The 13554-nt window shown below is 49.4% G+C and carries 13 protein-coding genes; 6 read left to right on the top strand and 7 right to left on the bottom strand.

The features are described from left to right. Nucleotides 1-205 precede the first annotated feature (205 nt). The 4 genes from H1R82_RS12695 to H1R82_RS12680 all read right to left on the bottom strand — a co-directional run bounded on the left by H1R82_RS12695 (nt 206) and on the right by H1R82_RS12680 (nt 3983). Nucleotides 206-1210 (bottom strand): FecCD family ABC transporter permease, encoded by a 1005-nt coding sequence (locus H1R82_RS12695; RefSeq protein WP_181731626.1) that lies wholly within the window; start codon nt 1208-1210, stop codon nt 206-208. Next, on the bottom strand, nt 1210-2217 hold the full coding sequence (locus H1R82_RS12690) for a FecCD family ABC transporter permease (protein ID WP_181731531.1): 1008 nt from the start codon (nt 2215-2217) through the stop codon (nt 1210-1212). The genes H1R82_RS12695 and H1R82_RS12690 overlap by 1 nt, the downstream gene beginning before the upstream one ends. 64 nt (nt 2218-2281) lie before the next feature. After that, nucleotides 2282-3187, bottom strand: a complete 906-nt coding sequence (locus H1R82_RS12685; protein ID WP_181731530.1) for an iron-hydroxamate ABC transporter substrate-binding protein — start codon at nt 3185-3187, stop codon at nt 2282-2284. Further along, a complete protein-coding gene (locus H1R82_RS12680; protein WP_181731529.1) occupies nt 3141-3983 on the bottom strand; it encodes an ABC transporter ATP-binding protein in 843 nt (280 codons plus the stop codon). Before H1R82_RS12680 ends, H1R82_RS12685 begins: the two co-directional genes overlap by 47 nt. Before the next feature lie 203 nt (nt 3984-4186). Here H1R82_RS12680 and H1R82_RS12675 point away from each other — a divergent pair, with 203 nt between their 5' ends. Continuing rightward, nucleotides 4187-5200 carry a S66 family peptidase gene (locus H1R82_RS12675; protein ID WP_181731528.1) on the top strand — a complete coding sequence of 338 codons (1014 nt, stop codon included), beginning with the start codon at nt 4187-4189 and terminating at the stop codon, nt 5198-5200. Between the two features lie 53 nt (nt 5201-5253). Here H1R82_RS12675 and H1R82_RS12670 read toward each other — a convergent pair whose 3' ends face one another. The 3 genes from H1R82_RS12670 to H1R82_RS12660 form a co-directional block, all read right to left on the bottom strand. Next, nucleotides 5254-6105 carry a DegV family protein gene (locus tag H1R82_RS12670; protein WP_181731527.1) on the bottom strand — a complete coding sequence of 284 codons (852 nt, stop codon included), beginning with the start codon at nt 6103-6105 and terminating at the stop codon, nt 5254-5256. A gap of 145 nt (nt 6106-6250) precedes the next feature. Beyond that, complete coding sequence (locus H1R82_RS12665; RefSeq protein ID WP_181731526.1) at nt 6251-7501, bottom strand: alkaline phosphatase; 1251 nt, start codon at nt 7499-7501, stop codon at nt 6251-6253. 171 nt (nt 7502-7672) lie between these two features. Beyond that, entirely contained in the window at nt 7673-7900 is a 228-nt protein-coding gene (locus tag H1R82_RS12660) for an AbrB/MazE/SpoVT family DNA-binding domain-containing protein (RefSeq protein ID WP_181731525.1), read from the bottom strand. A gap of 189 nt (nt 7901-8089) precedes the next feature. Between H1R82_RS12660 and H1R82_RS12655 the strand changes: the two genes are divergently transcribed. The 5 genes from H1R82_RS12655 to H1R82_RS12635 form a co-directional block, all read left to right on the top strand. Further along, a complete protein-coding gene (locus tag H1R82_RS12655) occupies nt 8090-8929 on the top strand; it encodes a LicD family protein (protein ID WP_181731524.1) in 840 nt (279 codons plus the stop codon). Nucleotides 8930-9221: 292 nt separating this feature from the next. Continuing rightward, nucleotides 9222-11087 carry a phosphotransferase gene (locus tag H1R82_RS12650; RefSeq protein WP_181731523.1) on the top strand — a complete coding sequence of 622 codons (1866 nt, stop codon included), beginning with the start codon at nt 9222-9224 and terminating at the stop codon, nt 11085-11087. Further along, nucleotides 11084-12073 carry a DMT family transporter gene (locus H1R82_RS12645; protein ID WP_181731522.1) on the top strand — a complete coding sequence of 330 codons (990 nt, stop codon included), beginning with the start codon at nt 11084-11086 and terminating at the stop codon, nt 12071-12073. The genes H1R82_RS12650 and H1R82_RS12645 overlap by 4 nt, the downstream gene beginning before the upstream one ends. Beyond that, complete coding sequence (locus H1R82_RS12640) at nt 12070-12750, top strand: NTP transferase domain-containing protein (RefSeq protein ID WP_181731521.1); 681 nt, start codon at nt 12070-12072, stop codon at nt 12748-12750. Before H1R82_RS12645 ends, H1R82_RS12640 begins: the two co-directional genes overlap by 4 nt. A 340-nt stretch (nt 12751-13090) precedes the next feature. Further along, nucleotides 13091-13554: hypothetical protein (locus H1R82_RS12635; protein ID WP_181821679.1), on the top strand; the 464-nt coding region annotated here is incomplete at its 3' end.

The raw sequence follows: 13554 nt of genomic DNA, 5'->3' as shown, positions 1-13554 counted from the left end.
TCCGCCCCTTCATCCACAACCAATATTTTGATCCCCGCCAATTGTTTCATCAGTCGGGTCACCGCCTTTCTCTCCAAATCATTTCCATTATCCGGCCTGAAGCTGAAATTTCCCTTCAAAAAAACCGCGCTTTCATCCCTGTTGGAACAAAAGCACGGTTTCTCTCACGGGCCCGCAGGATAAGGCCAACGGAAAAAACGCTTTTCTATTTCCGGAGCAACAAGTAAACAAAATAAGGCGCTCCGATCAGCGATGCCACGATTCCGGCCGGAATGCCGTCCGGTTCCAAAAGATTGCGTCCGATGGTATCGGCCGACAAAAGCAGCCAACCACCGATCAACAGGGCGATCGGCAAAAACAGCTGATTTCTCGGTCCGATCAAGGCTTTTGCCAAATGGGGAGCCATCAAGCCGATAAAAGCAATCCCGCCGGTGACGGATACGGCGGAAGCCGCAAGCGCCACAGCCGCAAAAAGCAGGAACATCCTTTCTTTTTGCAGGGGCAAACCGACTCCGATGGCAACCGAATCATTAAAACTCAACAGATTTAATTGATTGGCTTTGTAAAAGGTAAACGGGATAAACACCAACAGCCAGGGGAGGAGCGCCCAGATAAACGGCCAATCGTCCCCCCAAATATTGCCGTTGAGCCATCGCGCAATAAAATCCACTTTTTCGCGCTCAGCCGAGGAAATAATGACCAGCATCGCCCCGGAAAAAGCCATGTAAAATCCCACACCCGTCAAAATCAAACGGGCCAGCTGGAGCCCCGTCCCTTTTTGATAAGAAAACACATAAAGAAGGATGGCGGTCAACATGCCGGATAAAAAAGCCACGACCGGCAGCAGATAGATAAACGATCCGGCCTCCACCGGGAAAAACAGAAAAAAGACGGCCACCCCGATCCCGGCTCCGGAATTGATGCCGATGATGCCGGGGTCGGCCAGATCATTGCGCGTAATTCCCTGTAAAATGGCTCCGGACACAGCCAAAGCCATTCCGGAAAGGAGGGTCACCACGATCCGCGGCAGGCGAATCGAATAGAAGACAAATTCTTCTTTAAATGTCCCATCCCCCAAGAGAATCGGCAAAATCCGGTCGTAAGAGACCGAGGAACGGCCAAGCCCCAAGCTGAGGACCATGGTGATCCCCGTCAGGACAAGCAAGATCCCGATGATGATTTTTTGTTTCTTTAACACGGAAGGATGGATCATAAAACAGTTCTCCCTCCTTTGCGCACGATCAACAGAAAGAAGGGCAGTCCCAGTATGTAAACAATGGCCGACACCGGTGTCTCAAACGGGGCATGGATCGTCCGGCCCAGCGTATCGGCCAGAAGCATGAAAGCAGCCCCGAACACGGCGGACATGGGAAGAACAAAGCGGTAATCCGTGCCCACCACCGCCCTGACGATGTGAGGAACCATCAAGCCGATAAAAGCCATGTTGCCGGCAATCGCCACCGCGGCTCCGGCAAGGATGGTGACCACCATGAACAATACCGCTTTGATCTGCCGGGTCTTTTGCCCCAATCCGACGGCCACCTCCTCATTCAAACTGAGGATGGTCAACTGCCGGGAGAGATAAAGAGCAATCAAAATGCCGGCGGCAATAAACGGAATGATCACTTTCAGCTGTTCCCAGGAAGTTCCGATCAATCCGCCGGCCGTCCACATCGACACATCTTTGGAAATTTTGAAATACAATCCGATGGCTTCCGCAATCCCTTGCAAAAAGGCCGTCACCGCCGCTCCCGCCAACACGATTTTAAAAGGCGAAAAACCGCCTTTTTTCACCGCACTGATGCCGAACACCAGACACACCCCCGCAAAAGCTCCGACAAAACAAGCCATCGTGAGGACAAAGTATCCGGCAGAGGAGTGAAAAGCCAGCAGGAAAGCCAATGACGCATTGGCTCCGGCCGTCAGGCCCAGCAACCCGGGATCGGCCAGCGGATTTCGGGTCAACCCCTGCATGACGGCGCCGGCCACCGATAGTGCCGCTCCGACAAAAACGGCCGCCACTTCACGAGGCAAACGGATCTCCCGGATCATCGTGATCGTCTCCGATTTTTCACCGCCGGTGATCGCCAGCCACACTTCCCTGAGACTGGTATCAGCCGCACCCATCACCATGGCGATGACAAAAGAGAGAAAAAGAATGGCCAACCCGGCCGTCAATTTCAAAACAAACGGAAAAGAACTCTTGTTTTTCAACATGTTGATCTCATCTTTCTATCATCAGGAAGAGGCACCCTGTCCAAGGGCCCCTCTTCCCCGCATGTTACTGGTTTAAAAAGGATTTTTTAAAGAAATCAAGCTGATATTCCAAAGTCAGGGGATCATTGAAGAAGAAACCTCTCGCATCGACTTCAAACACGCGGTGATTTTTCACCGCCGGGATGTTTTGGTAAGTTTCGGTTTTCTCAAACGATGTGTCCGCATCTTTGTATTTGCTGAAAATCACATAATCCCCGGCAAAATCACGCAAAACTTCGGGCGAGATGGCATAATAACCCGGTCCCAACGCTTTCTCTTTTACTTTTGGGGGCATTTTCAGGCCCATTTCCTGATAAAGGATCTCCGTTCCCCGTCCCCAGTTATCCCCGAAAACATACAGTTGTTTATCAAAGTTCTCGATCACGGAAACCGTTGCATCTTCGCCGATTTTGGCTTTGATTTCCTCTCCGGTTTTCTTGGCTTCCGCTTTGAATTGGTCAATCCATTTGCGGGCTTCCTCTTCTTTGTTGAGAAGCTTCCCAATTTCAAGATGCTGTGTCAGGTAGTCCAATTTTCCATAGGTATAGGTCACGGTGGGAGCGATTTGTTTCAGTTTATCCACGTTTTTCGTTGTGGAAACACCAATAATCAGGTCCGGATTCAACTCGATGATTTTCTCCAAATCTTCATCGCTGACCACTTCCGCATTTTTCAGCTTGTCTTTGAAACGGGGATTGTCTTTCGCCCAGGAATCCACCCCGACAATATTGCCGCCAAGCGCCATCACGTTCCCGGCAAATTGCGAAAGCACCACGATGCGTTTGGGATGTTCCGGAACCTCGACGGGCCCGTTTTCAGATTGGTAAGTCACGGTTTTGGATGAACCGTTTGTTGCACTCTCGTCCGCCGAACCTCCGCACCCGCTAAGAAACAGTGCCAGTCCGAGCAGCAACGGCCATATTTTCTTCATAAGCGTCTTCTCCTTTAATCAGATTATATGTCAAGCACATCGGTTTACCGGTGCGCGGATCTTTTCCGATTTCCGCATCAATATGGAAAACTTCCCTCAGCACATCCCGGGTGATGACCTCTTCGCCGGTCCCGCTTTTTATGATTTTCCCGTCTTTCATCGCCACGAGATAATCCGCAAAACGGGCCGCCTGATTCAAATCATGCAGGACCATGACAATCGTGCGCCCTTCCTCTTTATTGAGCTTTTGCAAAAGCTCCAAAACCTCGAGCTGATGGGCCAGATCCAAATAAGTGGTGGGTTCGTCGAGGAAGATGATATCGGTTTCCTGCGCAATGGCCAAAGCAATCCAAACCCGTTGTCTCTGTCCGCCGGATAAAGCATCCACCGGGTGATATTTAAATTGTTCTGTACCGGTGACTTTGAGTGCCCAGTCAATTACCTCGATGTCCTTTTTGCTCAGGCGTCCAAACCCTTTTTGGTAAGGATATCTCCCGTAAGAAACCAGTTCCCCGGCCGTGAGCCCGGCCGCGCTTTCCGGATTTTGGGGAAGAATTGCCATTTTTCTGGCTAAACTTTTGGTGTCTTCCTGCGCAATGCTTTTCCCGTCCAGGATCACCGACCCCGACTGATATGCGATGATGCGTGACATTGCTTTTAAAAAGGTCGATTTTCCGCATCCGTTCGGCCCGATGATCACCGTGATTTGATGGTCGGGAATTTGAATCGTCAAATCCCGGACAATCGCTTTCTCCCCATATCCAACCTGCAAATGTTCGGTATAAAGGCGCCCCATCCTGATGCCCCCAACATCTGTAATTTATCATTGATAATGATTATCAATTTAAAGTCCAATAATACTATAAATCGTTTTCTTATTAGCGTCAATAAAAAAGCTGCCTTTTCCTAGAACAGTTCTTTCCTGTAAGCAGGATTCAGCGCACCGCTCCCTTAAAACATACATAGGCTTTCCAAAAACCAAAAAAAGGGGGAAATCCGGTGATTCAATATCCTTCGTGGACCGAAGGGGCAACCATCGGGGTCACTGCGCCTTCATCCGGTGTGCCGCGGGAATTGCATGCCATGTTTGAACTTTCATGCCGGCGGATGGAAGAAAAAGGATTTCAGGTCCGTTGCGGGGAAACCGTCCGGACCCAGCATAAAGCAAAATCGGCCCCTGCCCGGATCAGGGCCGGGGAATTCCATCAAATGATGCAAAACGATGCGATCCACATCATTATCCCGCCATGGGGCGGGGAACTTTTGATTGAGATGCTCGAACATGTCGACTTTCAAAAAATCAAGAACAAATGGGTAATGGGCTATTCCGATACCAGCACGTTGTTGTTGGCCATCACCTTAAATACCGGGATCGCCACGGCTCACGGCCCCAATTTTGTGGATTTGCGGGGGGAATATTGGGATGACACCACCGCCATGTGGAAAAACGTGTTGGCCACGGGAAAGGGAAATTCCGTCCTGCAGCGTTCTTCCGCATATTATCAAAAGAAATGGCAGCACGACCGCCCGACACCCTGCGTTTTTCATCTGACGGAACCGACTTGCTGGAAAACCCTCTCCAACCAAAAAGAAATCATCAAAGGCCGGTTGCTTGGCGGATGCATTGACACCATCCGGCATTTGGCCGGCACGCCTTACGGAGACGTGGAAAAATTCAGAAAAACCTATCTGGATGGAGAACCGGTGGTGTGGTATCTGGAAAATTGCGAATTGACAACAGTGGATTTGAGAAGGTCCCTCATGCAGATGAAATTGGCCGGTTGGTTTGACGCATGCTCGGGGATCCTGTTCGGGCGCAGCCAAGCCAATCACCCGGTCCAAGACTACACTGTGGAAGATGTTTACCAAGAGCTTGCCGGGGAACTTCAAATCCCGGTCATTTACGATATCGATTGCGGCCATGTTCCGCCGCAGATGACCTTCATCAACGGAGCCTTTGCCGAAGTGGAAACCGAAAACGGAAAAGGATGCATCCGGCAACATTTCATATGACCGGTTCTAACAAACCTGCCCGTGTGAGGGCAGGTTTTCCTTTGATCAACCGATTATTTTTTGCTTTTCCGTTTGAATAAAATCCCCAGTGTATTGGGACCGCAATGGCTTGAGATGGTGCAACCGGCCTCGGTGACGATGATCTCATCAAAATCGGCATAACGGCGGACGGCTTCCTTGACTTTGGCCACGGTTTCTTCCGAACACCTGGAATGCGTGATAAAGATCCGGCTCCGATCGATGTCCTCTTGTTTACCTGATAATTTGTCTTTGACATAGCGCTCCAAGCAGCGGTCAAAGTTGCCCCGGTATTTCTTCCCGACTTCCATCCGCCCGTTGATCACTTCAATGCTCGGCTTGATCCGGAGCAAGGCCGCCCCCAACGCTTCCACTCCCGAACAGCGTCCGCCTTTTCTCAGATAATCGAGGCGGTCAATCACAAAGCTGGCATCCACTTTGGGAATGGTCTCCTTTATTTTTTCGCAGATCTCCTCCGCTTTTAACCCTCCCTTGGCCATGAGCGCCGCATCATAAACGAGATGGCCGCTTCCCGTGGAAAGATTGCGTGTGTCGATCACATGGACATTGGAAAAGTTCTCTGCCGCCAACACCGCATTTTGATAAGTCGAGGAAAATTCAGCACTGAGGGAAAAATGGATGACGGCTTCATATTTGGGGGAAAGCTCGGCAAAAACCTTCTCATACTCATAGGTGTTCACCGCTGCCGTTTTGCAGGTTTTCCCTTCCTCGCCCACATACCGGAAAATCTCGGCCGGCGTAATGTCCACCCCGTCCCGGTAAGACTTGTCATCAATCAAAACATTCAAGGGCACCAGCGTGATATCCATCGCGTTTAAGATTTCAGGAGACAGGTCACAAGTACTGTCTGCCGTGATCTTAATCATTTTCATCACCACTCTTTGCTGTCTGAACCGTTCAAACCGGTTTCTCACCTGACCATTCAGTCAAAACGATTTTATAATACCCTTTTTTTTCTTGTCAAAAACCAAAGCGCCTCCTGGACGGAAGGCGCTTCCTTAGTAAAGCTTTCTATTTCATCAACTTCACGATCACATCATGGATGCGGGTGTTCTCATAAGCCCCCTGCAACAACCCGGCTCCCGGCCCCATGGCGGTTAAAGGAATGCTTACCGCCGAATGCTCTCCGGTTGTCCAATCCACCATAAACCGCTGATCGGAACCGGCTACCGCAAAAGGTCCGTCTTCACCGGAAACGCCCCCCGACTCGTCGGAGTCATCCAATCCTTCAATCGTAAATCCGCCGGTTTCATGGTCACCGACGACAATGACCAGGGTATCCCCGCGTTTTTTGGCAAATTCTTTGACATGCGCCACCGCTTTGTCAAACTCCTTGCCGGCTTCGATGGCCAGTTCGGCATTGTTCACATGGCACATGGCATCAATTCCTTCTTCTTCCACCAGCAGGAAAAATCCGTTTTTGTTTTTGGACAGCGTTTGAAGGGCTTTATCCGTCATCTCGGTCAAAGAAACCGCCGGATTATAGCGGTCCCCGGCCTCGGTATCATATTGGAACATCTCTTCGTTGGCAAACAAGCCGAGAATTTTGGAACCGTTTGCTTTTTGCAACTCTTCCCGGTTCGCGACATACTGGTATCCCAGATTTTTGGCCCGTTCCACCAGATTTCCTTCGCTTCCTTTGCTCTCTTCAGAAGGGTCTTCCGCCGGATGGTCCGGATGCCGGCCGGGGTTGCCTTCCGGATACCAGTAATCTTCTCCTCCGCCCAAGATCACGTCAGGACGGCTTTTCTCCAAAAACTGCCGGGCGATTTGACTCTGTTCATCCCGGTCTTTCACATGGGAACCGAAAGCCGCCGGGGTTGCATCCGTGACTTGGGCGGTGGTCACCAGCCCCGTCGCTTTTCCCCGTTTTTTGGCCGTTTCCAATACCGTTTCCACCGGCTTCTGATCCAGGTCAACACCGATGGCGCCATTGTAGGTTTTTACGCCGGTGGCCATCGCCGTCGCCGCCGCTGCCGAGTCGGTCACAAACTCTTCGGGGTCTGCGGAATTGGTGTGAACAAAGCCTGTATACGGCATGTCATCCATGGCCGTTTTTCCGTGCAGACCGACACTGGACAGCCGGATGGCATCCCGCTGGGCCCTGCCCATCCCGTCACCGACCATCAAAATGACGTTCTTCGGCTGCGGCTTCTGCTTTCTGGCCACTTCCTCCTGCCCGGCCCAGACTTGGGAAAAGGAGACGGCAGAAACCGTGACAACCACTGCCAAAGCCGCCCCTAACCAACCGCGTTTGTTCATGGTAAACCATCCTTTCCAAAGAAGTCGTTTTATGTTTACACACTATCCAAAAAATTCATTTATATTCTAAAATATTTATATATAAATAGGATGAATCCCTTTTTAACAGCCGGTAAATTTACTATTCAAAACAAAAAAGCACCTCGTTCTCGAGGTGCCTGCATCAGACTTTCACTCATCTTTTTTCGGCCATTGCGGTACCGTCTCAAACACATCTTTGAATGCATCGGATTTCATGACGGCAATCCCTCTTTCAACGTCCGCAAACAAAAGCAGGGTTTCGCCCGGTTGGATGTCAAACATGTCCCGGATCTCCTTGGGAATCACGATTTGGCCTTTGGTTCCGACCTTGGCGGTTCCGGCGTATTTCCCAACCGGTCCTTTCTTCTTCTGATTCATAGATTCCTCCTTGTCTTTATCGTAAACCGATCCCAAACGATCAACCATTCACTTTGTTTCCATTCATTGAACCCCAATATTATCTTAATAAACTCTTCCCGTTTTTCAAAACCGGAATCCTTCCCCTTCCGCCTGATGAATTCCAAAAACGGAGTTCTGTGCTACAATTAAGGGTTGAGGTGGTTGCAAGTGAAACTCTCACCAGAAACAATCCGACAACTGCAGAAAAAACAACTTGAGATTTTGTTGGAATTTGACAAGGCGGCAAGAAAAATGGGCCTCTCCTATACTCTTTCATCCGGAACCCTGTTGGGGGCCGTTCGTCACGGCGGGTTTATCCCATGGGATGATGACGCGGATGTGGCGATGCTCCGGGAAGATTACGAACGCTTCTTGAAGGAAGGCCAAAGACACTTGCCGGATTATCTGTTCATCCAACACTATGAAACAGACCGCGATTATCCGCACAACTTTATCAAAATTGTGGACACGCGCACCCGCCTTGTCGAGCACACTACCTCCCAATCGGATATCAAACGGGGCGTTTTCATTGATATCTTCCCCATCGACCGCATCCCCGACAGCCGGATTCTCCGCACCATCGACCGGATCTGTCTCACTTTCATCTACTTTACCCGATATTCGGTCACACTGAAATTCCAAAAGAAAAGCCACAACCTCACGAGAAAAATCGTGAGCCGTCTGCTCCGGCCGCTTGGCAAGGCGCTGGGCGTCCAACGGCTCAACCGATGGGAAACCCGCATCAAAACCAAATACAATCACCATTCAAAATTTGAATATACTTACGGAGACAATTCCATCCTGGTTCCCACCGAGATTAAAGATTCCATGATTTTGCCCTTCAGGATTTTTCAAGACCTCGAAGAAATCCGGTTCGAGGGGCACTCTTTCCTGGCCATCAAAGACCGGGACCGCTATTTGCGGACGCTTTACGGGGATCATTACATGGAATTGCCTCCCGAAGAAAAGCAAAAGCCCAAACACACCTTCACCGAATTACAATTATGAGGGTTGATTCATTCATTTTTTGACCAAAAAAGAGGGATGGCTTTCACCGACGAAAGCTTCCCTCTTTTTTTCACGCTTTATGAACTCTGAATAAAATCCTTTTAACAGCCGCTCCCTGGAAATCTCCCATTTCACGCCACATTAATTTCTCAAAAAAAGAGAGTTATGTTAAAATAAATACATTCAAAAATTGAATATGTTTCTCGGTTCATCTTGTCCATACGTTTTCATCCCGGTCTGCCACACTCCGCCACAACCGATTTATCACACCATTCAAGCAGGAGGGATGTCCATGGAAGATCAACTCAAAGTGCTTGAAACCATCAACAAACATGTGCAGGTGAATCAAAAATCGATCGGGCAACTCTGCCATTTTTCCGCCGGCAAAGTCAATTATCTGATCCGCGATTTGATGGAAAAAGGCCTGATCGACACACGGAAACATGGACGCAGCACCCAATACTACCTCACCAAAGAAGGCATCCGCCTTTTGAAAAACCGGTATGCTTCTTACCAAAACAAAAAAGTGGATCTTCACGGCGGGAAAACAACCAAAGTGAAAGAAGCCGTCATTTTGGCCGCCGGCGAAAACGATGAATTCAATCTTCCGGTAAGTCTCTTGCCGCTGAACGGCACCACGCTGTTACAACGCAACATTGACATTTTGAGAAAGCACGGGATCGAAAAAATCATCATCGTCACCGGATACCAAAAGGAAGCCTTCCAATCGTTAACTGATCAAGAGGGAATCGTGTTCGTGGATAACCCGCGCTACCAATGGACCGGGTCGATGTCCTCTCTGGCTTGTGCCAAATATGCCGTTTCCGGGGATTTCATCGTTCTCGATCACGATATTCTGGCGGAGGAACAAGCCTTCAAACAGCTGATTCACAATGAACAACGCGACTGCATGCTGATTGCAACCGAAAGCGGGCAAGGCAACGAGGCCTATGTGGAACTCCGCAACCAGAGTATCTTCAAAATTTCCAAAGATCTTCACCAATTGAACCGGATTGACGGCGAAATGGTGGGCATCAACAAAATCTCGTATGATGTCTATCAACTGATGCTGGAAGAATACAAAAACAACCAGAATCCCTATCTCGATTATGAATACCTGCTGTTGGATGTTTCCCGCCAGTACAAAATCGGTTATTTGAAAATCAATGATTTGATCTGGTCCGACATCGACACGAAGGAGCATTACATCCGCATTTTGAATCTGGTGCACCCGCGATTGAAACGGAAAGAAGAAACCTATTTCATCCATCAATTAAAAGATACGGTTTCATCTGCCATCGGGATTCCGGAAGATGACATCACCGGGGCTGTCCCGTTGGGCGGCATGACGAACAAAAACTACAAAATCAGCGTGGCCGGCGGAAAAGAATATGTTCTTCGCATTCCGGGCGCCGGAACGGACCAAATGATCGACCGCCACCTCGAAAAGGAAAACGCCATGCTGGCCGGCGAGCTCGGAATCAACGCCAAAACCCTTTACTTTGATGAAAAAAACGGCGTAAAAATTTCCGAGATGATTCCGGATGCGGAAACGCTCACTCCCAAGATGGCCCGGCGCGAAGAAAACATGCGGCTGGTGGCCAACCTTTTGAAAAAGCTCCACACCTCAAAAGCACCGATGAAAAACAAATTTGACATCGGGCAGGTCAAAACCAAGTATGAGCGGCTGGTCGACGAGGTGAACGGAGGCTATTTTTATCCGAACTTCCGCAAATTGAAAGAAGAAGTGTTGAAGATCAAATTGATGTTTGACGCCATGCGGGTTCCGCTCGTCCCGTGCCATAATGACACCTTGCCGGACAACTTCATCAAAAGCGGGGACAACCGGCTTTACCTGATCGACTGGGAATATGCCGGGTTGAATGATCCGGTCTGGGATTTGGCGGCCTACTCGTTGGAATCTTCGCTGACCCGACGGGAGGAAGATCTCTTCTTGTCCTATTACTTCTCCGGAGAGATCACCGAAAAAATCCGGATGCGCATGCTGATGCACAAGATTTTTCAAGATTACATCTGGAGTTTGTGGACCATCTACAAAGAAGCCAAAGGGGACAACTTCGGGGATTACGGCATCATGCGCTACAACCGGGCCATTGCCAACATCGAGTTCTTCTTGTCAAAGAAGGTGTCTGCATGAAACGGGCCGGTGCAGCTTTCGGACTCTTATCGGGGATCATGTGGGCGTTGGACACGGTATTCATCGGAGCGATCCTCTCCCGCGATCTGTTCGCCTCCTCCGGGCAGGCATTGTTCCTCGCCCCGCTGGTGGGGACTTTTTTGCATGACGCTGCATCGGGCTTGTGGATCGCCGGATATTTGTCCCTGAAGGGGGAACTGAAGAAAGCACTCGCAAACATCAAAACAACCGGCGGATGGTATGTCATTCTGGGCTCGATCCTTGGCGGCCCGCTTGGAATGACCTTTTATGTGCTTTCCATCCACCGCCTCGGTTCCTCCTATGCCGCTTCGTTCTCCGCGGTTTATCCGGCCGTCGGGGCCTTCTTCTCTTTTCTGCTTTTGAAAGACCGTCTGCGCCCCAAAAACTGGTTTGGGCTTTTCATCAGCATTTTGTTCATCATCCTGCTCGGCTCCTCGGGAACAGAGGATGCTTCCGTTCCGTCCCGGCTCGGATTTTTGTATGTCCTTCTGTGCATTATCTGCTGGGGATTGGAATGCGTCCTGGTTGCTTATGGAATGAAAAAAGTCCAAATTTCCCCGGAGCAATCCATCCTGCTGCGCCAACTGGTTTCAACGGTCACCTACTGCACCGTCATTCTTCCGTTCTTTGGCGGTTGGCACTTTGCCGCCGATGTCATGGCCAAAAAGGAACTGTTCTTTCTCGCTCTCGTTGCTTTGGCCGGATCGGTCTCCTACCTGTTTTATTACAAAGCCATCCGGGCCATCGGTCCCGCCAAGGCCATGGGACTGAACATCTCTTATTCCGGCTGGGCCATCTTCTTCGGCTTTCTGTTTTTCAGCGAACCCCTCTCTTTGAAAATGATTGGTTACAGCCTCATGATCATCCTGGGTTCCGTGCTGACGGTGGCTGAAAAAGATGAACTGAATCTCACGCACTTTTTGAAAAAATTCCGGAACCGGACCATGAAGGAGGTGAAACGATGAAAGCCATTTTGCTGGCAGCAGGAATGGGGACCCGGCTTCGCCCGCTCACCTTGACCACCCCGAAATCCCTCATCACCGTAAACGATGAACCGCTGTTGGAAAGGCAAATCCGTTTTTTAAGGGAAACCGGTGTCCGGGATATCGCGGTGGTGACGGGATACCTGCACGAAAAATTTACTTATTTAAAGAAGAAATTTGCCGTCACGCTGATCCACAACCCGCACTATGACCGGTACAACAACCTCTATTCCATGTACCTGGCCCGGGAATACTTGCCCGGCGCTTATGTCATTGACGCCGACAACTATCTGCGCCGCAATTTTCTTTTGGACAAGCCGTCCACCTCGTTATACTTCAGCGCCAAAAAACCGTTTGTCAACGAATGGGTCCTTCACACGGATTCGCAAAACCGGATCCAAAACATCACCATCGAGGAACAAGGAAATGATTACATCCTGTGCGGCGTCTCCTATTGGAGCGAAACAGACGGCCGGAAACTGGTCAAAAAACTGGAAGAAACCGTCGCAAACGGAGATTTCCAAAACAAATACTGGGATCACATCGTCAAAGAAAACATCCGGGATTTGAATGTCCGTTTGCAAGAAATCGATGCTTGGGACACCCATGAAATCGACAGCCTGGAAGACTTAAAGCGTCTGCACCGGGAAGGATTTTAAAAAGCCGGGTTCAACCCAAGAACCCGACATTCCCCCTGCAGAAATCCCTTCCCCATCTTTTCACCGGCTCATCCCCCACCCCCAAAACACCATTTTCATTTGTTGTATTTAATCCCCTCCCGGAGGATCCCCCGCCTCCGTTTCTTCCTCTTAACCCTTTCCAATATAACCATGTCATGCAATTTTTCCTGGCTAAAAAACACAAAGCCTCCAATCGTTAAATTTTTTTTAAAATTTTACATGCAGCAGATTTATAATATTTTTATAATTATAATTGTTTTATAGCTTATTATGAATAAGAAAGGAGGAAACCGAGTTACGGGAACCCGTAACTGAACGTATGGGAAAACAATTTTTTCAACTTATACTTATCCTGCTTTTTATCTTTGCAGGATTTAGCATCTGGGGAAATGACATTGTCCATGCCGACGGAGGGATCCAAGTTCCTGAAATCAATGATGATTTCAATCAATTTGAACAAAAAACTCCCGTACAAAAAGAACAGCCGGTATCGTCCCCTCCGGTTGAAGAAAAGAAAGGACTACTTGATTCCATAACCGAACCATTGTCAGAAGCTGCGGATTGGTTCGGGGACAAAATTTCAGGAGCATGGGAATGGACCAAAGAGAAAGCGGCTGCCTTTTGGGATTGGTTTACTGAAATTTGCTCCAAAATAGCAGAAGTCGTAATTGATACACTGTCTGCAGTTTGGGACTGGATCGTCAAATTTAAGGAATACATAGCGTTTGCCGGCGTCTTGATTTTGGGCATTGTCTTGTGCATCTTTGCCACCCCGTTAGGGAT

This window comes from Thermoactinomyces intermedius (genome assembly GCF_013912365.1).
GTDB lineage: Bacteria > Bacillota > Bacilli > Thermoactinomycetales > Thermoactinomycetaceae > Thermoactinomyces > Thermoactinomyces intermedius.
Note: the sequence above shows the minus strand (reverse complement) of the source record. Positions and strands in the feature narration are given on the sequence as shown.

Coding starts and splice junctions, on each gene's coding strand:
- H1R82_RS12690 (WP_181731531.1), bottom strand. CDS start 2,217: ATGTTGAAAAACAAGAGTTCTTTTCCGTTTGTTTTGAAATTGACGGCC.
- H1R82_RS12685 (WP_181731530.1), bottom strand. CDS start 3,187: ATGAAGAAAATATGGCCGTTGCTGCTCGGACTGGCACTGTTTCTTAGC.
- H1R82_RS12680 (WP_181731529.1), bottom strand. CDS start 3,983: ATGGGGCGCCTTTATACCGAACATTTGCAGGTTGGATATGGGGAGAAA.
- H1R82_RS12670 (WP_181731527.1), bottom strand. CDS start 6,105: ATGATTAAGATCACGGCAGACAGTACTTGTGACCTGTCTCCTGAAATC.
- H1R82_RS12665 (WP_181731526.1), bottom strand. CDS start 7,501: ATGAACAAACGCGGTTGGTTAGGGGCGGCTTTGGCAGTGGTTGTCACG.
- H1R82_RS12660 (WP_181731525.1), bottom strand. CDS start 7,900: ATGAATCAGAAGAAGAAAGGACCGGTTGGGAAATACGCCGGAACCGCC.
- H1R82_RS12650 (WP_181731523.1), top strand. CDS start 9,222: ATGGAAGATCAACTCAAAGTGCTTGAAACCATCAACAAACATGTGCAG.
- H1R82_RS12645 (WP_181731522.1), top strand. CDS start 11,084: ATGAAACGGGCCGGTGCAGCTTTCGGACTCTTATCGGGGATCATGTGG.
- H1R82_RS12640 (WP_181731521.1), top strand. CDS start 12,070: ATGAAAGCCATTTTGCTGGCAGCAGGAATGGGGACCCGGCTTCGCCCG.